The sequence below is a fragment of the Azovibrio sp. genome, assembly GCF_049658005.1.
Classification (GTDB): Bacteria; Pseudomonadota; Gammaproteobacteria; order Burkholderiales; family Rhodocyclaceae; genus Azovibrio.
In genome coordinates, this window is the sequence record NZ_JBASOH010000059.1 from 1 (window position 1) to 20,541 (window position 20,541).

20 protein-coding genes and 1 tRNA gene are annotated in these 20,541 nt (G+C 62.7%); 11 read left to right on the forward strand and 10 right to left on the reverse strand.

What is annotated here, in order from left to right:
• From WBH99_RS06185 to WBH99_RS06195, 3 genes are all read left to right on the forward strand, one after another.
• Positions 1 to 217: hypothetical protein (locus tag WBH99_RS06185; protein ID WP_424219230.1), on the forward strand; the 217-nt coding region annotated here is incomplete at its 5' end.
• On the forward strand, positions 214 to 351 hold the full coding sequence (locus WBH99_RS06190) for a hypothetical protein (protein WP_424219231.1): 138 nt from the start codon (positions 214 to 216) through the stop codon (positions 349 to 351). The genes WBH99_RS06185 and WBH99_RS06190, both read left to right, overlap by 4 nt.
• Before the next feature lie 60 nt (positions 352 to 411).
• Positions 412 to 831: a transposase gene (locus tag WBH99_RS06195; RefSeq protein WP_424219232.1), complete on the forward strand. Its 420-nt coding sequence runs from the start codon at positions 412 to 414 to the stop codon at positions 829 to 831.
• 354 nt (positions 832 to 1,185) lie between these two features.
• Here WBH99_RS06195 and WBH99_RS06200 read toward each other — a convergent pair.
• Positions 1,186 to 1,261, reverse strand: a tRNA-Phe gene (locus WBH99_RS06200).
• Between the two features lie 478 nt (positions 1,262 to 1,739).
• On the opposite strand from WBH99_RS06200, the gene WBH99_RS06205 reads away from it, so the two are divergent.
• A complete protein-coding gene (locus WBH99_RS06205; RefSeq protein WP_424219233.1) occupies positions 1,740 to 2,027 on the forward strand; it encodes a hypothetical protein in 288 nt (95 codons plus the stop codon).
• A 39-nt stretch (positions 2,028 to 2,066) separates the two neighbouring features.
• Here the strand turns inward: WBH99_RS06205 and WBH99_RS06210 are convergent, their stop codons facing one another.
• Entirely contained in the window at positions 2,067 to 3,356 is a 1,290-nt protein-coding gene (locus tag WBH99_RS06210; protein ID WP_424219234.1) for a sensor domain-containing phosphodiesterase, read from the reverse strand.
• A gap of 58 nt (positions 3,357 to 3,414) precedes the next feature.
• On the opposite strand from WBH99_RS06210, the gene WBH99_RS06215 reads away from it, so the two are divergent.
• Both WBH99_RS06215 and typA read left to right on the forward strand, forming a co-directional pair.
• Positions 3,415 to 3,816: a group II truncated hemoglobin gene (locus tag WBH99_RS06215; RefSeq protein WP_424219235.1), complete on the forward strand. Its 402-nt coding sequence runs from the start codon at positions 3,415 to 3,417 to the stop codon at positions 3,814 to 3,816.
• 85 nt (positions 3,817 to 3,901) lie between these two features.
• The gene (gene typA, locus WBH99_RS06220) at positions 3,902 to 5,740 is read left to right on the forward strand and encodes a translational GTPase TypA (RefSeq protein WP_424219236.1); all 1,839 of its coding nucleotides are present in this window, start codon (positions 3,902 to 3,904) and stop codon (positions 5,738 to 5,740) included.
• 200 nt (positions 5,741 to 5,940) lie between these two features.
• Here the strand turns inward: typA and WBH99_RS06225 are convergent, their stop codons facing one another.
• The 8 genes from WBH99_RS06225 to moaA form a co-directional block, all read right to left on the reverse strand.
• Entirely contained in the window at positions 5,941 to 7,065 is a 1,125-nt protein-coding gene (locus tag WBH99_RS06225) for an acyl-CoA dehydrogenase family protein (RefSeq protein WP_424219237.1), read from the reverse strand.
• A 30-nt stretch (positions 7,066 to 7,095) separates the two neighbouring features.
• Complete coding sequence (locus tag WBH99_RS06230) at positions 7,096 to 7,875, reverse strand: ABC transporter permease (protein WP_424219238.1); 780 nt, start codon at positions 7,873 to 7,875, stop codon at positions 7,096 to 7,098.
• A gap of 2 nt (positions 7,876 to 7,877) precedes the next feature.
• On the reverse strand, positions 7,878 to 9,116 hold the full coding sequence (locus WBH99_RS06235; protein ID WP_424219239.1) for an ABC transporter substrate-binding protein: 1,239 nt from the start codon (positions 9,114 to 9,116) through the stop codon (positions 7,878 to 7,880).
• A 9-nt stretch (positions 9,117 to 9,125) separates the two neighbouring features.
• A complete protein-coding gene (locus WBH99_RS06240) occupies positions 9,126 to 9,917 on the reverse strand; it encodes an ABC transporter ATP-binding protein (RefSeq protein ID WP_424219240.1) in 792 nt (263 codons plus the stop codon).
• Positions 9,918 to 9,920: 3 nt separating this feature from the next.
• Complete coding sequence (locus tag WBH99_RS06245; RefSeq protein WP_424219241.1) at positions 9,921 to 10,478, reverse strand: carboxymuconolactone decarboxylase family protein; 558 nt, start codon at positions 10,476 to 10,478, stop codon at positions 9,921 to 9,923.
• A gap of 369 nt (positions 10,479 to 10,847) precedes the next feature.
• Positions 10,848 to 11,948 (reverse strand): 3-deoxy-7-phosphoheptulonate synthase, encoded by a 1,101-nt coding sequence (locus WBH99_RS06250; RefSeq protein ID WP_424219242.1) that lies wholly within the window; start codon positions 11,946 to 11,948, stop codon positions 10,848 to 10,850.
• A complete protein-coding gene (gene mfd, locus WBH99_RS06255) occupies positions 11,945 to 15,382 on the reverse strand; it encodes a transcription-repair coupling factor (RefSeq protein WP_424219243.1) in 3,438 nt (1,145 codons plus the stop codon). Before mfd ends, WBH99_RS06250 begins: the two co-directional genes overlap by 4 nt.
• 58 nt (positions 15,383 to 15,440) lie before the next feature.
• A complete protein-coding gene (gene moaA / locus WBH99_RS06260) occupies positions 15,441 to 16,517 on the reverse strand; it encodes a GTP 3',8-cyclase MoaA (RefSeq protein WP_424219244.1) in 1,077 nt (358 codons plus the stop codon).
• A gap of 383 nt (positions 16,518 to 16,900) precedes the next feature.
• Between moaA and WBH99_RS06265 the strand changes: the two genes are divergently transcribed.
• The 5 genes from WBH99_RS06265 to WBH99_RS06285 all read left to right on the forward strand — a co-directional run bounded on the left by WBH99_RS06265 (position 16,901) and on the right by WBH99_RS06285 (position 20,535).
• A complete protein-coding gene (locus tag WBH99_RS06265) occupies positions 16,901 to 17,293 on the forward strand; it encodes a flagellar basal body-associated FliL family protein (protein ID WP_424219245.1) in 393 nt (130 codons plus the stop codon).
• A 168-nt stretch (positions 17,294 to 17,461) separates the two neighbouring features.
• Complete coding sequence (locus tag WBH99_RS06270) at positions 17,462 to 17,821, forward strand: cyclic nucleotide-binding domain-containing protein (protein WP_424219246.1); 360 nt, start codon at positions 17,462 to 17,464, stop codon at positions 17,819 to 17,821.
• Positions 17,818 to 18,945 (forward strand): AI-2E family transporter, encoded by a 1,128-nt coding sequence (locus WBH99_RS06275; protein ID WP_424219247.1) that lies wholly within the window; start codon positions 17,818 to 17,820, stop codon positions 18,943 to 18,945. Before WBH99_RS06270 ends, WBH99_RS06275 begins: the two co-directional genes overlap by 4 nt.
• Positions 18,946 to 19,008: 63 nt before the next feature.
• Entirely contained in the window at positions 19,009 to 20,124 is a 1,116-nt protein-coding gene (gene zapE, locus WBH99_RS06280; protein WP_424219248.1) for a cell division protein ZapE, read from the forward strand.
• An 84-nt stretch (positions 20,125 to 20,208) separates the two neighbouring features.
• Entirely contained in the window at positions 20,209 to 20,535 is a 327-nt protein-coding gene (locus tag WBH99_RS06285; protein WP_424219249.1) for an H-NS family nucleoid-associated regulatory protein, read from the forward strand.
• Positions 20,536 to 20,541 lie beyond the last annotated feature (6 nt).

Consider the following 20,541-nt stretch of genomic DNA (forward strand, 5'->3'; position numbering starts at 1 on the left):
CAAGGGAGGTGTCGGTGCCGATATACAAACTCGAAACGTGGCGCGACCGGGCCTGGCGGGCATTGACGCCGGTCTCAAGGAACGCGAGAACGATCCGGTGGAGCGGCAACTCGACGACGCCAACCGGGGCATCGGCGAACTGGTCATGGAAATCGAGATCCTGCAGAAGGAAAGGCAGGCGAAGCGCCCTTTGGTCGGTCGGAGGTCGTCGCGATGAGCCGCGAGACCTCCGTGGGTACCGGCAAGCCCTATGGCCTGGAGCGGGTCTGCCGGGTGCTCGAATTTCCCCGCTCGACGGTCTATGCGCAGCAGGCGCGGGAATCGGCCAACGGGGTGGCCTTGCACCCGTAACGGCGTGGTCCGAAACCGAACCTTCCGGACGCCGATCTTCTGGCCGCAATCCGTGCCGACTTGGAAGCCTCGCCCTTTATTGGCGAAGGTCACCGCAAGGTCTGGGCGCGGCTTCGGATCCTGCGTGGCATCCGCGTCTCCCGTGCTCGTGCGCTGCGCCTGATGCGCGAGAACGGCTTGCTGTCTCCCCATCGTCGCCCCCAGGGCGAACCGATCCTGCACGACGGATCGATCCAGACGGATCGCCCCAACGAGATGTGGGGCACTGACACCGCATTGCAGGGCAACCGCTGTCCGGTGTTCGCCTTTGCTCAGCATCAACAAGCCCGCTGCCCGCAACCGCGCATCCCGCCAGGGATGATGGACCGACAGCTGGAACAAGGTTTCGCATTTGCAGGGGCTCAGGGTCAGGTTGATTTTCATCGCCGGCTTTCGGGAGTTAAGCCACTCCCTCAGAAGCAAGATTCAATCCAGTTTTGACGGATTGCTTACATTTCTGACAAACCGCAAACAACAGGTGAGTGCATGGCGATGCTGGCCAAGGACTAAATCACTGATTGCTCACCGATGCCAAAAAACAACCGCTTGATCAATCAACGCGCAAGCCGTTGATTTACATAGGTCGCTGGCGTGACGCTTGCGGACTTCGGGCAGTTTTGAGCCGGACAGAAAGGAGAGAGGAATGGCCCGGAGAGAGCGCCATGTGGCCAGAGGGAGGCTGGCAGCCGGACTGTCGAAGTCCGCAAACCTACTCAGCGTTTCGCGCATGTTCGCGGGGTCTGGCGGGAGCACATAAGAAAAAACCCCAACCGAGAGTGGTTGGGGTTTGAATTTTGGTGGCCAGTCGCGGAATCGAACCACGGACACGCGGATTTTCAATCCGCTGCTCTACCAACTGAGCTAACTGGCCAAACGAGGTCCGCATTATAGGCACACAAGCGGCGGAGGTCAAATGGAATTCGAGCTAAATTTCGCGTTTGAAGCCTCATGGCCCGATGGCGGGGGTTTTGGGTGTTCTGGACGCGGGCATGGGCCAAGCGTGCGTGCCGGGTGGTCGGGCCAGGATCAAGACCGCGCTTGCCATGTGAAATGGCGAATTCGGGAAATTTCGGGCAGGCGGATACGATCGCATCGGGGGACACCTTGCCGTGGCCGAAGCGGGGTGCGCCCTGGCGGCTGAGACCTCGCCGTGGCTTTGTCGGGTGGCTTTGTCACCGGACCGGCGAGTGCCCCGATGAGCCCGCCGCTGCCCGGTCAACCGCGTGGCAGGGTTTCAGCTTTAATGCAATTTCAATTGCGCAACCTGGGCCGTGTGTCAACCGCTTCGGGGATTGCTGCGTTTTCTCTGCCCATGGAGCATCCATTCATATCCACAGGAGAGTACACAGATGGGCAGTCTCAGTTACGAGTCTTTTGAAGAATTCCTGGAGCAACTCAAGGCCGCTGGTATCAGCATTACCCGTGAGCAGGAGTTGCGAGAACGTCTGGCGGAAGCTCAGGCCTGGCGCTATGCCTTCATGACGCTGGCCACTCATGGTCGTTCGATCGGCATCCGCTTCCAGGAGCCGGAGGAGGGTGTGGTGGATGCGGCTAGAGTCCGCGACACGCTTGCCCAGTTCCAGTTTCCCGAAAGTTCACAGCAGGTCTTTACTGCCAGTCTGAAAAGCTGGCACTGAGCCACTTCAAGACGTGTCCAGACGTGGTTGTCGGGTCGTTCAGAAGTTCCAGATGATGTCGCCACAGATCACCCTGGTTTCTCCCTTGACCTTGAAGCTGGCGGAGAGGGTGACACAAAGCTGGGCACTGGCAACGGAGAGGTAGGGCCGGGTGACCTGGACCTTGCCGAAGTTTTCCAGGGCCCGGCGGAAGTAAGGGCGCCGGGCCCAGCGGGCGCTCTGGGCATCGGCCAGCGGGGCAAAGCGGATGTCGCAGGCAGGGTGCACCTGGGCGTAGAGATTGGTGCCGATCTGCTGCCCTGCGGCATCCAGCACATAACAGAAGTCGGCCTGGGGCAGATCCAGAAAGGATGCGCAGGCTTCTTCCAGGCTGCGTTCGGCGGATAACAGCACCGAAGCATAGCCAATGGCGTTGATGTAGGGAGCAACAGCCTCCTGATAGCCCGCTTTTTCGTCTCGCCACCGGTGGTCGAAATCGCTCCAGAGTTTGTCAATGATGGTTTCACCTGCGTTGTGGCTGACCCGTTCAGCGTTCGGGCGCCCGAAGTAGTAACCCTGGACGAAATCGACATCCCCCTCCAGGGCAATATAAGCTTCCTGAAGCGTTTCGATGCCTTCCACCAGCACCATGGCGCCGGCTTCATGCAGCAGTTGCACCATCTGGGCCATGAAGCGTCGCAGCTTGCTGTCCGCCGCAGCGGAGACGATGAGAGAGCGGTCCAGCTTGACGATTTCCGGCTTCAGGCGCCATACCCGGTCGAAATTGGAATGTCCGGCCCCGAAGTCGTCCAGGGCGATCAGGCAGCCCATGTCGCGAAAGTAGTCCACGGCATTTTGTAGCTGGGAGACATCCTGAACTGCATCTTCAAGCACTTCGATCACCAGGCGCTGAGGGGCAACGCCGGCACGCTGGCAGGCATCCAGCAGGAAGCCCTGCTCGCCCCGTGCCCGGCCTTGCAGGAACACTTCTGCATTCATGTTGAGAAACAGCCATCCTGGCGCCTGGCCCGGGCGCTGGCGCTGGCCCGCGAAATTGGCCAGGTGCAGGGCGCGACAGAGCCGGTCCAGTTCCAGCAGTTGCTCGAAATCCTGACTGACGCTTTGCAGGACCTGCAAGGGCGAGATGGGTTCATTGGCCCTGTTCCTGGGGCGCATCAGCGCTTCATGGCCTACTGGGCGGCGGTGGGAAAGGCTGAAGATAGGCTGATAGTGGGAACTCAGGGTGATGCCGTCCAGCCTGGGGGGCCGGGCTTGATAGCCGTCCGAACTGTTTGTAATGCAGGCGTTGATGTCGGGAAAGCGGGAAGGCAGGTGGGTCGGGGCGGACAAAAGAGTATGATCCCGGGCGTTATTTTTCCAAGACCGGGGATTGTATATGAAGACGCACATGAAGACGCCTATGGAGAAAGCGCTGACTCCCTACGAGGCCGTGGGTGGAGAGGTGGTTGTAGGTCGACTGGCGGATCGTTTTTATGAACTGATGGATACCGTGCCTCAGTTTGCTGGCATCCGCGCCATGCATCCGGCAAGCCTGCAGGGCTCCCGGGACAAGCTGTTCATGTTTCTCTCGGGCTGGTTTGGCGGCCCCGATCTGTTCGTGGAAAAATTCGGCCACCCCCGCCTGCGGGCCCGGCACCTGCCCTTTGCCATCGGCACCGCCGAGCGGGACCAGTGGGTGGCCTGCATGGTCCTGGCGATGGAAGATGTGGGCGTGGAAGAAGGGCTGCGAAAGAAATTGCTGGAGAACTTTTTCAACACGGCCGACTTCATGCGCAACAAACCGGATTGAAAGAGCAACAATAAGTTGCTGCAATGCAGCAGGTGCGGCCCGGATTTTGTTAGAATCCGTGCTTTTGAATTTCTGGCCCCTACCCATGTCCACCCGCCCCATTCGCAACATCGCCATCATTGCCCACGTTGACCACGGCAAGACCACCCTGGTCGACCAACTCCTGCGCCAGTCCGGCACCTTTGCAGCCCACCAGCAGGTGGCCGAGCGGGTGATGGACTCCAACGACCTGGAAAAGGAACGAGGCATCACCATCCTCGCCAAAAACACCTCCGTCGAATACGAAGGCATTCACATCAATATCGTCGACACCCCGGGACACGCGGATTTCGGCGGTGAAGTGGAACGGGTGCTGGGCATGGTGGACGGCGTGGTGCTGCTGGTGGACGCGGTCGAAGGCCCGATGCCGCAGACCCGCTTCGTGACCAAGAAGGCCCTGGGCCTGGGTCTGAAGCCCATCGTCGTGGTGAACAAGGTGGACCGGGACGGCGCCGATCCCGACAACGCCGTCAACCTGACCTTCGACCTGTTCGACAAACTGGGCGCCACCGACGAACAGATGGATTTTCCCATTGTTTACGCTTCCGGCCTGAACGGCTGGGCCGCCCTGGAACTGGATGCACCGCGGGAGAACATGCGTCCCCTGTTCGACACCATCCTGCGCCATGTGGCCGCACCCGATGCCGACGTGAATGCACCCCTGCAATTCCAGATTTCCGCGCTCGACTATGACTCTTACGTGGGGCGTATCGGTATCGGCCGCATCAAGCGCGGCAAGGTCAAGTCCGGCCAGCAGGTGATGGTCATGTTTGGTACCGAGGAAGAGGCTGCCCTGCACGAGCGTACCCCCTTCAAGGCCAAGATCGGCCAGGTATTCGGCTACAAGGGCCTGAACAAGGTGGAACTGGAAGAGGGGACCGCTGGCGACATCGTCCAGGTGACCGGCATCCAGGACCTGGTCCTGGGTTGCACCCTGACCGATCCTGATCATCCCGAAACCCTGCCCCTGCTGAAGATCGACGAACCCACCCTGTCCATGCAGTTCATGGTCAATACCAGCCCCCTGGCCGGTACCGAAGGCAAGTTCGTCACCAGCCGCCAGATTCGCGACCGTCTGCACAAGGAATTGCTGACCGACATGGCCCTGCGGGTGGATGACACCTCCAACGCCGACGTGTTCGATGTCTGCGGCCGGGGCGAACTGCACCTGTCCATCCTGCTCGAGAACATGCGTCGCGAAGGCTTCGAACTGGCCGTGGGCCGTCCCCGTGTCGTCAAACGCATCATCGATGGTGTCGAGTGCGAGCCTTTTGAAATGCTGACGGTGGACGTCGAAGAAGGTCATCAGGGCGGCGTCATGGAATCCCTGGGCTTGCGCAAGGGCGACCTGCTGGACATGGTGCCGGATGGCCGTGGCCGGGTGCGCATCGAATACCGCATTCCTGCCCGGGGCCTGATCGGCTTCCAGGGTGAATTCATGAACCTGACCCGCGGTACCGGCCTGATGAGCCATGTGTTCGACGAATATGCGCCCGTCAAGGAAGGTGGCGTGGGGGACCGTCGCAACGGCGTGCTGATCTCCCAGGAAAACGGCGAAGCCGTGGCCTACGCCATCTGGAAGCTGCAGGACCGCGGCCGCATGTTCGTGGTGCACAACGACAAGGTTTATGAGGGCATGATCATCGGCATCCACAGTCGTGAAAACGACTTGGTGGTCAATCCGGTCAAGGGCAAGCAGCTCACCAATGTGCGCGCTTCCGGGACCGACGAAGCCGTGCGCCTGGTGCCGCCGGTGCAGCTCACCCTGGAATCGGCCATCGAGTTCATCGCCGATGACGAGCTGGTGGAAATCACCCCGAAGAGCATCCGCATCCGCAAGCGCTTCCTGTCCGAAAACGAACGCAAGCGCTCGCTGCGCTCCTGAGCCGATACGAACCCGCCCCCGTAGCGACGGCCGCACGAATGGGTGCGAACGTCTCTGCGGGGGTAGTTGAAGGCGAATGAAAAAACGGTCTCTGGGCCGTTTTTTCTTGCTTCCCCTGCGGGTTTCTTCTTCTGGCTAGGTAGCGTGGCAGAACCCATCGTGGCAGAACCCATCAACGAGGCTGGGTTCTGCAAGGTTTATTATTGAACTCTCCCTTCCTGCCGTGCGATTTCCCGGCGCAGGTGCTTCAAGGCAGGGGTCACGATGGCGATGAAATAGGCTTCCCGGAGGCGGCGCTGGGCCGTGGCGGTAGCGATATAGCCGCGGGCGCCCTGATGCAGCAGGGCGGCGTTGGCGGCCCGTAGCGCAAGTTCTCCGCCGGCCAGACGCAGGCGCAGCACTTCGGTGAGCCGATGGGGGGTGGCCGGCGCGGCCGCTCCGGCATCGAGCAGGGCGGCCAGGCGGAAGGTTTCGGCTTCGGCATCATCGAGTGCCGCCTGCAGTGTCTCGGCCTGGTCGTCCTCGAAGCAGTTGATGTGCGAATGGGTGCGGCCGACGCGCTCGATGAGGGCGATGCAGTCGCGGATCAGGCCGAGGCCCATGCCGAGCTGGGCCAGGATCATGCCGGGCTGGATGCGCTGCAGATAGGCTGCGCCCTGCTCGGGATGGGCGAGCACGCGGCGGTCGTCGATGCGCACAGTGCGGAACTGGCAGGCCAGGGTCCGCGTCCCTTCGAGGGCCGTGAAGCGTACCCCATCGATGAGCTTGAAGCCTTCTTGCTTGCAGTCGACGACAAAGAAAAGCAGGCGTCCGTCACCCTCGACCGGGCAGCCGGTCACGAAGACATGGTCGGCGCCGAGGTTGGATACCCAGGGCAGCGTGCCGTTGATTTCGTAGCCGCCCTCGACGCGGCGGGCACTGAGCAAAAAGCGTTCGATCGTGCAGCTCGACTTCATCGTATTGGAGAGGCCGGTGCCACCCAGCAAGCGGCCGGTGGCAAGCGCCGGCAGCCATTCGGCCTTGGCCGTGTCGTTGTCGCAGAGCTGGATGTAGCGGGCGCAGGCCGTCTGGCACCAGTGCAGAAAGGCGCTCGAGAGGCAGGTTTCGCCGATTTTTGCCATCTGCGCGATGGTGTCGGCGAGGCCCTTGCCGCTACCGCCGTACTTCGGATCGACGACGCCGGCAAAGGCGCCGATCTGGCCGGCGGCGCGCAAAAAGGATTCGGGATATTCGCCTTCGAGATCGATGGCGGTGACGCGCGGCGAAAGATCGCGGGCGATCAGCGCGGCGAGGTCGAGGGTAACGGGTTCGGCAAGGGTGGACATGTCTTTTTCCTTGAAAATGGCTTCAGCTTCTCAGTCGCCGCTCCAGTGGCGGTGGGCCAGGCGGGCCAGCCAGTCGAGGGCGAAGCCAAGCAGGCCGATGAAGAGCACGCAGGCCATCAGTTCGCCATAGGCCATGCGGTCGCGGGTGTCGAGAATGAAGTAGCCCAGGCCGGCATTGACGCCGAGCATCTCGGCCGGCACCAGCACCACCCAGATGAGGCCGATGGCAAGGCGCACCCCGGTGAGCAGGTGGCTGGCGATGGCCGGCACGGTGATGTGCCAGAGCCGCTCCCGGCGATTGGCGCCGAGGCTGTCGGCCAGGGTCAGCCAGAGCGGGTCGATCGCCTGGATGCCGGCGGCCACGTTGAGCACGATCGGCCAGACGGCGGCAAAGGCGATCAGAAAGATGACCGGCGCCTCGCCGACGCCCAGCGCCATGACGGCGATGGGCATCCACGAGAGCGGCGAAATCATGCGCAGGAACTGGAAGGTGGTCGAGCTCAGGCGATGAAAGGTCGGCCAACTGCCGACCAGCAGGCCGAGCGGCACGCCGACGCAGAGGGCACCGGCCAGCCCATAGACGACGCGGCGCAGGCTGGCCAGGGCGTGCTGCCAGATGTCCGGCCCGGCCGCCAAATCGAGCATGGCCTGCCAGGTCGCTTCCGGCGCAAAGCGTGCCGCCATCGGGGAATCGCGCCCCAGGCCATGCACGGTGAGCCACCACAGCCCCAGCATCAGGAGGAGGCCGAGGCTGGGCCAGACGATGTGCTCATAAAACCAGCGGGGAGCGAAGGCGCGGGTTTGCCTCATGATCAGGCGGTGAGAGTTTCGCTGCGCGTGTATTTTTCTGGCAGGCCAAAGGCCTTCAGCCCACCGAGCGCGGCGATGGCTTTCCTCACGAAGCGCTCATCCACCAGGTCGCGTGCCACCAAGGCCGGATCGAGGCCGGCCAGGAAGCGGTTGTCGCCCTCGACCTGCGTGGCCTTCAAGAGCTTCACCAGCTGCTCGGTGTAAGAGGGGAAAGGGTAGGGCTGAAAGTCGATGCGCGCTGCTTTCCATTCCGGGTGGCGAATCGCGCCCTCCTTGACGTACTGCTGCTGGCGCTCGGCATTGGGCACCAGCACCCGCTCCAGCACCGCCGGCGGGAAGGGCGTGTATTTCCCCTGCCCGTCCCGGGAGAGGAGCTGCGAGCCTTCCCTGCGGTTGTCGTTGAGCCAGTGCTGGGCGCCGACGATGGCGTTCACCACCTTTTGCGACCAGTCCGGGCGATCCGCGAGGTCGCGCTCGTGCATGCTGACGACGCAGCAGGCATGCTCGCGCCAGACATCGCCGGTAAAGCGCAGGATGCGGCCGATGCCCTGGGTTTCGGCGGCCGCATTGAAGGGCTCGGCGACGATGAAGCCGGCGATGGCGCCGTTGGCGAGCGCCGGCCCCATGTCGGCCGGGGCCATGATGGAGAGCGCCACTTCGTTCGGCTTCAGACGGCCGGCCGGCTTGGTGACGACGGCAAGGCCATGCTCGCGCAGCAGGTGCTGCACTACCACGTTGTGGATCGAATACCAGAACGGCACGGCCACCCTCTTGCCGCCCAGGTCGCGGACTTCCCGAATCTCTGGCGCCACCGTGAGGGCCGAGCCGGACATGTGGTTCCAGGCCACCACCTTGGCCGGAAAGTGGCTGCCATAACGCGACCAGACGGTCATCGGCGAGAGCAGGTGCACGACGTTGACCTGGCCGGCCATGAAGGCTTCGACGATCTGGGCCCAGGAACGGAACAGCCGGGGCGCCTCCACTTCCAGCCCCTGGGCTTCAAACAGCTTCCGGCCATGGGCCACGAGCAAGGGCGAGGCATCGGTGATCGGCAGGTAACCGATGCGCACCGGGTCATTCGGGTTGGCGGCGCGGGCCAGCGGCGGCAGCGCGAGGCTGCCGGTCAAGAGCGCCGAAAGGCGCAAAAAGTCGCGCCGGGAAACAGGAAGAGAAACAGGAAAGGAATCCGGCAGGGAATCCGGCAGATCCTCGCTCGGATCGGCAAAAATTTGGTCGTTCATGGCAACTCCTTAAAGGTCGGGAAACCAGGCTGTGCCCGGGCTGGAGAGGGCATCGAGAATTGCTTCGCGCAGCGCATTGAGGGCCGGCGAGCGATGCAGGCGCGGCGCCTTGCCGTCGGGCCGCCATTGGCCGACGATATGAGCCGGCTCCCCGTCGCCGCGACGGGCGAGCAGCAGCACCCGGTCGCCGATGCGCAGGGCTTCATCGATGTCGTGGGTGACCAAGAGGGCCGCGCTGCGTTGGCGGTGGGCGAGATCGACGAGCAGGTCCTGCATGGCTTCGCGCGTGATGGCATCCAGGGCCGAAAAAGGCTCGTCGAGGTAGATGATTTCCGGCTCCCGGGCCAGGGCCCGCGCCAGGGCGACGCGCTGGGCCATGCCGCCGGAGAGGGAGCGGGGCTTTTGCTGGGCCTGCTCGGCCAGGCCGACCGAGGCCAGCATCCGTTCGATGCGGGCGGCCCGCTCGCTTTTGGCTTCTTTGGGCCGACAGGCGAAATCGAGGCCGAAGGCGACGTTTTCTGCCACCGTCAGCCAGGGCAGCAAGGCGGGTGACTGGAATACGACACTGGCCTTGGCGGCGCGTCTGGCGCCAGATTCCCCATCCACCGTGACGCTGCCGCTTGCCGGCTCGGCCAGGCCGGCGAGCAGGCGCAGCAAGGTGGACTTGCCGCAGCCGGAAGCGCCGATCAGGCAGACGATCTCGCGCCGCGCGATATCGAGGTCCACGCCGGCAAACACCGGCGCCTTCCCATAGGAAAACGCCAGTTGGCGGGCCGACAACAGGACGTCTGCGCTGCCCACGACTCAGTCCTGGGGCTGCCAGCGGTAGGGCGCCAGTTCCGGATTGAGTTCGGTATCGGCAAGCACGTTGCTGAAATTGCACAGGGTCGCCAGGGCGACGCCGAGGATCACCTCGATCACCTGCTGCTCGCCATAGCCGGCCGCCTTGAAGGCTTGCAGCTCGGCGTCGCTGACGGCCCCCTTGCTGCGGATGATGGCGCGGGTGAAAGCGGCCAGGGCTTCCAGTTTCGGGTCTGGCAGGGGGCTCTGGCGGCGCAGCGCTTCGACCAGTTCCTCGGGCAGCTTGCCCTGCTTGTAGGCCACGGCAGTATGGCCGGCGACGCAGAAGCTGCAGCCATGGTTGGTGGCGGCGGTGATCTGCACCACCTCCCGCTCGGCCAGGGAAAAGCTGCTGCGGCTGTTGATCTCGGTGAGGGTCAGGTAGGCTTCCAGGGCCACTGGCGCGTTCGCCAGCACCCCGAGCAGGTTGGGCACGAAGCCGTTTTTGGCCTTGGCCTTTTCCAGGTAGGGGCGGCTGGCTTCGGGGGCGGATTCGATGCTGTGGACGGTGATGCGGGACATGGAAGGCTCCTTGTAAATAAAGACAGGGAAATTGTCGGCGCCGGGCGGTCTGCCCTCGATGCGCGAAGCTCCCTGTTTCTTGCTCGAAAATCTTGAGTTCAGGTGCTCAAGGCGGACACTGCGGGCGGACACTGCCCGGCAGCGCCAGGGTCAGACGGCCCGAGGCTGAATCATGCAGGGTTACTTCAAGGTTGATGTGAAGGGCGCGATGGTAAAGAGCCGCCGGTCTGCTGGCAAAGACGAAAAAACGATATCCATATGCGCAGATCGCTCGATGCGCGCCAACTCGCCCAACTCGGCGCCCGCGCCCCAGGGGGTATGTGAAAAAAAACCCCGGCGGACCGGGGGGGTTTCTGGGCACTGATGGGCTTAGCTGCCCAGGCGTTCGGGCAGTATGTCGCGCAGCGAGGTGGCGGCGTCGCGCAGCATTTTCTCGGTGGTGGGCCAATCGACGCAGGCGTCGGTGACCGAGCAGCCGTACTTCAACTGGGATAGATCGGCAGGGATGGGCTGGTTGCCGGCTTCGATGTTGGATTCGATCATCACTCCGACGATGGACTGGTTGCCGGCGCGGATCTGGCTCACCACGTCGGCCATCACCAGAGGCTGCATTTCCGGCTTCTTGTAACTGTTGGCGTGCGAGCAGTCCACTACCAGGTTGGCGGGCAGGCCGGCCTTTTTCAGGGCTGCCTCGGCCAGGGCGATGGAGACCGTGTCGTAGTTGGGCTTGCCGTCGCCGCCGCGCAGCACCATGTGGCCGTAGGGGTTGCCGGTGGTGCGCACGATGCAGACCTTGCCGTCCATGTCCAGTCCGAGGAAGGAGTGGGGCCGGGAGGCGGAGAGGATGGCGTTGATGGCGACGCTCAAATCGCCGCTGGTGCCGTTCTTGAAACCGACCGGGGTCGAGAGGCCGGAAGACATTTCCCGGTGGGTCTGGGATTCGGCGGTGCGGGCGCCGATGGCGGTCCAGGAAATCAGGTCGCCATAGTACTGGGGTGAGTTGGGGTCGAGCGCCTCGGTGCCGGTGGGCAGGCCGGTTTCATTGACCTGGAGCAGGAATTCCCGGGCCTTTTCCATGCCCACGTCCACCTGGAAGGAGTCGTCCATGAAGGGGTCGTTGATATAGCCCTTCCAGCCCACGGTGGTGCGGGGCTTTTCGAAATAGACGCGCATCACGATCAAGAGCACGTCGGCCAGCTCGTCGGCCAGGGTCTTCAGGCGGCGGGCATAATCCAGGCCGGCGACCGGGTCGTGGATGGAACAGGGGCCGACCACCACGAACAGGCGCGGGTCCTGGCGGTCCAGGATGGCGTTCAGCGCCTTGCGGCCGTTGGAGACGGTGCGGGCGGCAGTCTTGCTCATGGGCAGACGGGCGTGGAGTTCGGCCGGGCTGGGCATGGGGTCGAAAGCCGCGACATTGATATTTTCGAGGGTGTCGATCTTGTCGTCGAGGGGCGTTACCTGGGTCATTGCGTTAGGGTCCTTATCATGTCTTTGACGGCAGCCACCTTGTCCTTCAGGGTGGGGCTGTGGCGCACCAGCGCGAGTTTATCCTGTCCGGCCAGTTTGTAGTTCCGGTTCTTCTGGATCAAGTCGATGATCCGGCTCGGTTCGATAGGCGCCAGCTTGGAAAATTCCGGGCCGAAGGTGATCAGGATCTGGTCGGCGGTGGCGTCCAGCTTCTGCACGCAGCAGGGCTTGACCAGGATGCGCAGGCGGTGGGTGGCGATCAGGGATTCGCCCTGGGGCGGCAGTTCGCCGAAGCGGTCGATCAGCTCTTCTTGCAGGGCGTCCACTTCTTCTTGCTGCTCGCAGTTGGCCAGGCGCTTGTAGAGGTTGAGCCGCTCGTGCACGTCCGGGCAGTAGGCGTCAGGGAGCAGGGCGGGCACGTGCAGGTTGATGTCCGTCGTGATCCCGATAGGCTGGGTCAGGTCCTCTTCGGTCAGGTGCTTGCCCTGGCGCAGGGCGGAGACGGCCCGGTTCAGCATGTCGGTAAACACGTTGAAGCCCACTTCCTGCATCTCGCCCGACTGGTTGTCCCCCAGCACTTCGCCGGCGCCGCGGATCTCCAGGTCGTGCATGGCGAGGTAGAAGCCGGAACCCAGGTCTTCCATCATCTGGATTGCTTCGAGGCGCTGCCGGGCTTGCTGGGTCATGGCTTGTTCGTCCTGGACCAGCAGGTAGGCATAGGCCTGGTGATGCGAGCGGCCCACCCGGCCGCGGAGCTGGTGCAGTTGGGCGAGGCCGAATTTTTCCGCCCGGTTGATCAAGATGGTGTTGGCGTGGGGGTTGTCGATGCCGGTTTCGATGATGGTGGTGCAAAGCAGCAGGTTGGCCCGCTGGCTGGTGAAATCGCGCATCACCCGCTCCAGATCCCGTTCCCCCAGCTGGCCGTGGCCGACCAGGATGCGGGCTTCGGGGAGCAGCTTTTCCAGCTTTTCCCGCATGTTCTCGATGGTGTCCACCTCGTTGTGGAGGAAGTACACCTGGCCGCCCCGCTTCAATTCCCGCAGCACGGCTTCGCGGATGATGCCGTCCGAGAAGCGGGAGACGAAGGTCTTGATCGCCAGCCGTTTTTGCGGCGCCGTAGCGATCACCGAGAAATCGCGCAGACCTTCGAGGCTCATCGCGAGGGTCCGGGGAATCGGGGTGGCGGTGAGGGTCAGCACGTCCACTTCGGCGCGCAGGGCTTTCAGGGCTTCCTTCTGGCGCACCCCGAAGCGGTGTTCTTCGTCGATCATCACCAGGCCCAGGCGGGCGAATTTCACGTTCCTGGCAATCAGCTTGTGGGTGCCGATGACGATGTCGATCTTGCCTTCTTCGAGTTCCTTGAGGGCCTGGGCGGTTTCCTTGGCGGTCTTGAAGCGGGAAATTTCGGCCACCTTCACCGGCCAGTCGGCGAAGCGGTCGGCAAAGGTCTGGTAGTGCTGTTCGCAAAGCAAGGTGGTGGGGCAGAGCACGGCCACCTGGCGTCCGCCGGCCACGGCGCAGAAGGCGGCGCGCAGGGCCACTTCGGTCTTGCCGAAGCCCACGTCGCCGCACACCAGCCGGTCCATCGGTTTGCCGGACTTCATGTCCTCGATCACGGCGGCGATGGCGGCGGCCTGGTCCGGGGTTTCCTCGAAGCCGAAGCCAGCCGCAAAGGCCTCGTAGTCCTGCTCGGTGAATTCGAAGGCGTGGCCCTGGCGGGCGGCCCGGCGGGCGTACAGGGCCAGTAGTTCGGCGGCCGTGTCGCGGGCCTGGAGGGCGGCCTTGCGCTTGGCTTTTTCCCACTGGCCGGAGCCCAGTGTGTGCAGGGGGGCCGCATCCGGGTCGGCGCCCGAGTAGCGGGAGATCACATGCAACTGCGATACCGGCACGAACAGCTTGGCATCGAGGGCGTAATGCAGCTCCAGGAACTCCAGGGGACCTTCGCCCAGGTCCATGTGCACGAGGCCCATGTAGCGGCCGATGCCGTGGGTTTCGTGCACCACCGGGTCGCCTACCTTGAGTTCGGTCAGGTCCTTCAGCCAGTTGTCCAGGCTGGCCTTGCGCTTTTGTTCCTTGCGGGTTTTCCTGGGGCTGCCGGCGTAGAGCTCGCTTTCGGTGATGAAGGCCAGCTGGTCGAGCAGCAGGCCGCTCTGGAGCGGGGCGGTGCTCAGGGCCAGCTTGCTGTCCCCGGCCAGGAAAGCGGCCAGGTCGGCGCTGGGCTCCGGCCGTATCCCATGCTCGGCCAGGGTCTGGGCCAGGGTTTCCCGGCGACCGTGGGATTCGGCCAGGATCAATACCCGTCCGTCAAAGCCGGCGAGGAAGTTTTTCAGGGCCGCCAGGGGCTCTTCGGCGCGCCGGTCCACCGCAATGTCGGGCAGGGGACTGCCGGCCTGGGGCTGGAACTGGATGCGGCCGTAAGGTCTGGCCGCCAGGAAGAAGTCTTCTTCCGGAACGAACAATTCCCTGGGGGGCAGCAGGGGTTTGGTCTTGTCGCCCTGGAGCATGTCATGGCGGGAGCGGGTGTTTTTCCAGAAATCCGCCAGGGCCCCGGATACGTCTGCGTGGGTCACCAGCAGGGCGTTGTCCGGCAGATAATCGAACAGGCTGGCGGTTTCCTCGAAAAAGAGGGGCAGGTAATACTCGATGCCGGCGGTGGCGATGCCGGCAGAGACATCCTTGTACACGGCCGCCTTGGCCGGGTCCCCTTCGAAGGTCTCGCGGAACTTCTGGCGAAAGCGGGTGCGGCCCTTGTCGTCCATGGGAAATTCCCGGGCCGGCAGCAGGCGGACAGCGGGTACAGGGTAGAGGGAGCGCTGGGTATCCACATCGAAGGTGCGGATGGATTCAATCTCGTCGTCGAACAGATCGATCCGGTAGGGCAGGGGCGAGCCCATGGGAAACAGGTCGATCAGCCCGCCGCGGATCGAGTATTCCCCCGGGGAAATCACCTGGGTGACATGGTTGTAACCGGCCAGGGTGACCTGAGTGCGGAACTGCTCGGCGTCGAGCTGTTCGCCCTTGCCGAAGGAGAAGGTATAGGCGGCGAGGAAGGCGGGGGGCGCGAGGCGGTAGACGGCGGTCGAGGCCGGCACCAGCAGCACCTGGCATTCCCCCTGGCGCACGGCCCAGAGGGTGGCCAGGCGCTCGGAGATCAGATCCTGGTGCGGCGAGAAACTGTCGTAGGGCAGGGTTTCCCAGTCCGGCAGCAGCCGCACCTTGATGCCGGGCGCGAACCAGGGGATTTCTTCCAGCAGGCGCTGGGCGTCCAGGGCATTGGCGGTAATGACGGCAAGCAAGCGTCCTCCGGCTTCCTGGGCGGCCTGGGCCAGCAACAGGGCATCGAAGGCGCCCGCGCCGGCCGGCCAGTCCACCCGGTTTCCGGGTTGAGGCAGGGGCGGCAGGGGCAAGGCAGAAAGACTGGTGGAAGGGGTCACGGCAGGGCGGCGGAACGGGAAAGGGCGTGATTATACCGGCTCAGGCTCACCTGGATCTTCAGCCGCCGGTCATGGACATGAAGCGCATGACCTGGGGAGTGTCCATCTGGTGCTTGAAGTCGTGGGCCCTGGGCTTGCTGCTCATGCTGTCCATGATGGCCTGGCGCACGGCTTCGTCGTCATCAGGATGCTGGCGCAGGAGTGGCAGCAAGGCGGTGGCAGCGTTGTGGCCCAGGCAGGGATGAAGTTCCCCCTTGGCGGTGATGCGCACCCGGTTGCAGGTATCGCAGAAGTTGTGGCTGAGGGGGGAGATGAAGCCGACCCGGGTCTGGTGGCCGGGGATGCGCCAGTAACGGGCCGGGCCGCCGGAGCTTTCAGTAGAAGGGATGAGTTCGAAGTGCCGTTGCAGGCGGGCCAGGGTTGCCTGGCTGGAAACATGGGTTCCGGAACGGCCGGAAATGGCGCCCAGGGGCATGGCCTCGATGAAGGAAATGTCCAGTTGCTCGTTCAGGGCAAAGCGCACCAGGTCCTCGAATTCGTCGTCATTGAAACCCTTCATCATGACCACGTTGAGCTTGGTGTGCACGAAACCGGCGGCGGCGGCGGCGCGGATGCCTTGCAACACCTTGTCCAGGCTGCCGGTGCGGGTGATGGTCCTGAAGCGCCCGGCATCGAGGGTGTCGAGGCTGATGTTGAGACGGTTGACCCCCGCATTCCGGAGCGCCGCGGCGTAATGCTTCAGCTGGGAACCGTTGGTGGTCAGCACCCGTTCGCGCAGCCCTTGCAGTTGTCCGATTTGCTCCAGCAGCCACAAGGCGTTGGGGCGTACCATGGGCTCACCCCCGGTGATGCGCAGCTTGCTGACCCCGAGCCCGACGAACACCCGGGCGACCCGCAGACACTCTTCCAGACTCATGATTTGATCCCGGGGCAGGAAGGTCATCGCTTTGCTCATGCAGTAGGTGCAGCGGAAGTCGCAACGGTCGGTGATCGAGAGGCGTACATAGCTGATCTGGCGGCCGTATTGGTCTACCAGCGGACCTGCCGGCAAGTTCCGGTTCAAGGAGGGCAGCGGCGGGCGGGAGGCAGACCGGTGTTTGATCTTTAGCCTGGGATCGAGCGTTTCGTTGTGCATGGGGTCTCCGATCCGGGGCGCCGATTATCGTTCCCCGAATCGCTGGCAGTAACCGCGCCAGATCAAGAATATCAAGAATATTCAGTTGCTTGCTGAGGGTGGATGGCGGCCGCCGATGCCGGACTGGCTCGGGCAAATCCTCGTGCTATGATCAGGCCTTGACGCGTTCAAGGGCAAACCGGGCGTGATTCCGGGACGTAAAGCCGGTAGATCCGACTCCCGACGGGAAGGAGGCTGGGTTGCAGGACTTGATTCAGGCGCATTCCCACCTGAATTCTGCGGCGCATGCCTCCGGTCTCCCATGGCGATGAATGGTGACAGAGGGAATAGCGACAGAGGGGGGTTTCGTGTCAGCCAAAATGCGCGGCATTGCGAATGTAATCATGGTCGTTGCGCTGGCCATACTGATCTTCATCCTGGGTACCATTGCGGGCTTTCTGATCTTGAAGCAGACCCCGGAGCAGGCGGCCGCTGCGCCACCCGTCTATGTGAACCTGGGGCCGGTCATTGCCCAGGTGGGTGGCGGCCGCTTCATCCGCACCGAGGTGCAACTGGAGATTGCCGGGCCTGAATATGCCGGTTTGTTCGAAACCTACCGGCCTCAGGTGATGGACCGGGTGGTGAATGGCCTGGGCCAGATGTCAGAGCAGGACCTCTATTCCATCGAGGGCAAACGCAAGGCTCAGGAAGTCATTGCTGCCCATCTGAATCACTACTTTGAAAAGCCGCTGGTCGAGGAAGTTTATTTTTCCAGTTTCATGGTGTCAGGCGGCTGACCTGGCCACCCTGCCGGGCTGAAGTTAGAATCTTCTCATTCGGGTGGCGAGGGTCGGGATATGTTCAAGTTTTTTCAGGCGCGAAGGGGGGATGAAAACCCTCCCTTGCGCTCCTGTTGTCTGTTTTCTGCTTTGCCCGCCAGGGATATCCAGATTGTTCAGGGATTCTTGCACGCGCGCCATTACCAGGCGGGCGAGGTCATTTTTGATGAAGGCGAAGAGGGCCAGGCGCTGTACATCCTGATGTCCGGCCAGGTCGGCATCTGTCGGCAAGGCGCTGAGAATACGCCGCTTGCGATGCTGGGGCCCGGCGACTTTTTTGGGGAAATGGCGATTCTGGATGGAGCCCCCCGGATGGCCCAGGCCAGGGCAAGGAGTCCTGTCGAGGTGTTGGTCCTGTTCCGTGGCGACTTTCTCAATCTGATGGACGACCATGCCCGGATCGCCTCCCATATTGCACTGGAACTGGCACGTCAGCTGGGGGACCGCCTGCGGCGCACCGTCAATGCCCAGGGCGTGCAGCCATGAACGAGGCGCGGGGATACCGTTATCGCTCCGGCCCCCTGGTCTGGGCCCTCGTCATCGCCGGCACTTGTCTGGTGTTGTTCCTCTTCCAGAAAATCCTCTGGCTGGTGCTGCCCTTCTTGCTGGCGGTGGTGATTTACTACCTGCTGCTGCCCATGCAGGAGCATCTGGTCTTGCGCGGGGTGTCCCGGGCTCACGCCACCAATCTCGTCAGCCTGGGCGCCTTTGGCGTACTGGTGGGCGGCATGGCCCTCGCTTTTCCCTGGCTCGCCGCCCATGCGGTCGGTTGGCAGGAAAGTGCCATGCGCTATTTGCAGGGCGGGCTATTTTTCGTGGTTCAGGCCCTTTATCAACTGGAAGGCCGCTTCGACATGCTGGCCGACGCTCATGTCAGCACCGAGTTCGTCCGCCAGGTAGCAGAACTGATCGACAGTTTTGCCAGTAAATACCTGGGCCCCCTGGCCGTCGGGGTGGCGGCCTGGACGCCCCTGTTCCTGCTGTCGCCTTTCATTGCCTATTTCATGCTGCGCGATGGTTCGGCCTTCCGCCATTTCCTGATCCGGGCGGTGCCCAATGCTTTTTTTGAGCGCACCCTGTATTTGTTCGACCAGGTAGATCGCACCGCCCGGCTTTATTTCCAGGGCTTGCTGGCCTTGACCTTGCTCGATGCCCTGTGTCTGGCAGCCGGTTTGTGGTGGCTGGGAGTTTCCGCCCCCTTGTTGCTGGGCGTGGTCACGGCAGTGCTGGCCTGGATTCCCTATGTGGGGTCGGTGCTGGGCTGCTTGCTGGTAGTGCTGGTGGCTGCCACGGATTTCCCCGAAGTTCCTCAGGTGGCCTATGGGGCCATCGCGCTCTTCATCGTGGTGCGGATCCTCGATGATTTCCTGTTCATGCCGATGACGGTGGGACGCAGTCTCAAACTGCATCCCTTGTTGACCGTGGTGATGATTTTTGTAGGCGGTGCTGTGGCGGGCATTTCTGGTTTGATGCTGGTGCTGCCTGTGTTGGGCGTGATCATGGTGCTGGGGGAAACCATTGGGCAGGTGCTGGATGATCCTCGCCTCATGGCCCGTCATTTGCACGCCCGGCAGTTGCGCCAGGCGGTGGTGAGCCGGGATCTGTACTGATTTTCTCAAGGTATGCCGGGTGCGATGCCTTAAAATCATGCCTTTTCCCCTCACTGGAAGATCATGCCGCACCGCAAGTTGAACGTCCCTGAACGAGGCATGCTGGATGCCTATGAAAAGACCCTGGCTGAGCGGGGATATACGGCGGATGCCGCCCAGATGGCGGCGGCCTCCCGGCTGCAGCGGTTGTATACCGAGTTGCTGGATTTCAAGGTGGTGCGAGGCAGCCCCCTGAAGCGCCTCCTGAGCCGGCCGGCGCCGCCCAGGGGGGTTTATTTCTGGGGTGGGGTGGGGCGTGGCAAGAGTTTCTTGATGGATTGTTTCTATGAGGCGGTTCCCTATCGCCGCAAGAAGCGCATTCACTTTCACGCCTTCATGCAGCGCATCCACAAGGAACTGGACGCTTTCAAGGGTGAGGCGGACCCGGTGCTGAAGGTGGCGGAAAAAATCGCCAAGGAAGCCCGTCTGCTCTGTTTTGACGAATTCCATGTCTCGGATATTGCCGATGCCATGATTCTGGGCCGCCTGCTGACGGGTCTCGAAGCCCATGGGGTGATCCTGGTGATGACCTCCAACTATCCTCCCGATGATCTCTACCCCAATGGCCTGCATCGTGAAAGTTTCCTGCCTGCCATTGCCCTCCTGAAACGGCAGCTGGATGTCATCGAGGTAGAGGCGGGGATCGACTACCGGCTCCGGGCCCTGGAGCAGGTGGAGATTTATCATCATCCGGCGGACCCGGTAGCCGAGGCCAGAATGAACGACTACTTTCTCAAGGTGGCCGGCGAAGAAGGCAGGAAGGGAGGGCATATCGAGGTGCTGGGGCGCAATATTTCCACCTTGCGGCGCGCAAATGGCGTGATCTGGTTCGATTTTCACACCCTGTGCGGCGGCCCCCGCTCCCAGAATGATTACCTGGAAATTGCCCGGGCTTATCATACGGTACTGCTTTCTCATGTTCCCCGCATGACTCAGGATCAGGCTTCCGAGGCCCGGCGTTTTACCTGGCTGGTGGATGTGTTTTATGACCACAAGGTCAAACTGATTGCCACTGCCGATTGCGAGCCGGAAAAGCTGTATACCCAGGGCACGCAATCCAGCGAATTTTTCCGCACGGTGAGCCGGCTGACGGAAATGCGCTCAAAAGAGTATCTGACCCTGCCCCATCTGTTGTCCTGAATAGAAATTCATCCATTAATCCTTGCCGGGTGGCCCGATGTTTTTTAGAATGCCGGAGTTTGTTTGATTATCAACGGAGTTATCATGGACATTTCGAATTTATCACTGGCCCAGTTAAAAGAGCTCGAGCGCATCCTTCCCAAGGAAATCCTGCGCCGGGAAATGGAAGAAAAGGCCAAGGTGCGCAAGGAGCTGGAGGCTTTCGTGCAGGCCCGCGGTTTTTCCCTGGGCGACCTGGTGGGCAATGTGGGCGTTGAAAGGGGCCGCTCCTCCCGTTCGGGGAGCAAGGTTGCCCCCAAGTACCGCCATCCCCGGCAAGCTGATCTGGAATGGACGGGCCGGGGCCGCAAGCCGAAGTGGGTGGAAGACTGGTTGTCCAGCGGCGGCAGTATTGACCAGTTGCTGATCTGAACAAGC

What these genes read in the sequence shown, in the direction of transcription:
- WBH99_RS06190 (WP_424219231.1), top strand. Translation starts at nt 214, where the DNA reads ATGAGCCGCGAGACCTCCGTGGGTACCGGCAAGCCCTATGGCCTGGAG.
- WBH99_RS06205 (WP_424219233.1), top strand. Translation starts at nt 1,740, where the DNA reads ATGGGCAGTCTCAGTTACGAGTCTTTTGAAGAATTCCTGGAGCAACTC.
- WBH99_RS06215 (WP_424219235.1), top strand. Translation starts at nt 3,415, where the DNA reads ATGAAGACGCCTATGGAGAAAGCGCTGACTCCCTACGAGGCCGTGGGT.
- typA (WP_424219236.1), top strand. Translation starts at nt 3,902, where the DNA reads ATGTCCACCCGCCCCATTCGCAACATCGCCATCATTGCCCACGTTGAC.
- WBH99_RS06225 (WP_424219237.1), bottom strand. Translation starts at nt 7,065, where the DNA reads ATGTCCACCCTTGCCGAACCCGTTACCCTCGACCTCGCCGCGCTGATC.
- WBH99_RS06230 (WP_424219238.1), bottom strand. Translation starts at nt 7,875, where the DNA reads ATGAGGCAAACCCGCGCCTTCGCTCCCCGCTGGTTTTATGAGCACATC.
- WBH99_RS06235 (WP_424219239.1), bottom strand. Translation starts at nt 9,116, where the DNA reads ATGAACGACCAAATTTTTGCCGATCCGAGCGAGGATCTGCCGGATTCC.
- WBH99_RS06245 (WP_424219241.1), bottom strand. Translation starts at nt 10,478, where the DNA reads ATGTCCCGCATCACCGTCCACAGCATCGAATCCGCCCCCGAAGCCAGC.
- WBH99_RS06250 (WP_424219242.1), bottom strand. Translation starts at nt 11,948, where the DNA reads ATGACCCAGGTAACGCCCCTCGACGACAAGATCGACACCCTCGAAAAT.
- moaA (WP_424219244.1), bottom strand. Translation starts at nt 16,517, where the DNA reads ATGCACAACGAAACGCTCGATCCCAGGCTAAAGATCAAACACCGGTCT.
- WBH99_RS06265 (WP_424219245.1), top strand. Translation starts at nt 16,901, where the DNA reads ATGGTCGTTGCGCTGGCCATACTGATCTTCATCCTGGGTACCATTGCG.
- WBH99_RS06275 (WP_424219247.1), top strand. Translation starts at nt 17,818, where the DNA reads ATGAACGAGGCGCGGGGATACCGTTATCGCTCCGGCCCCCTGGTCTGG.
- zapE (WP_424219248.1), top strand. Translation starts at nt 19,009, where the DNA reads ATGCCGCACCGCAAGTTGAACGTCCCTGAACGAGGCATGCTGGATGCC.
- WBH99_RS06285 (WP_424219249.1), top strand. Translation starts at nt 20,209, where the DNA reads ATGGACATTTCGAATTTATCACTGGCCCAGTTAAAAGAGCTCGAGCGC.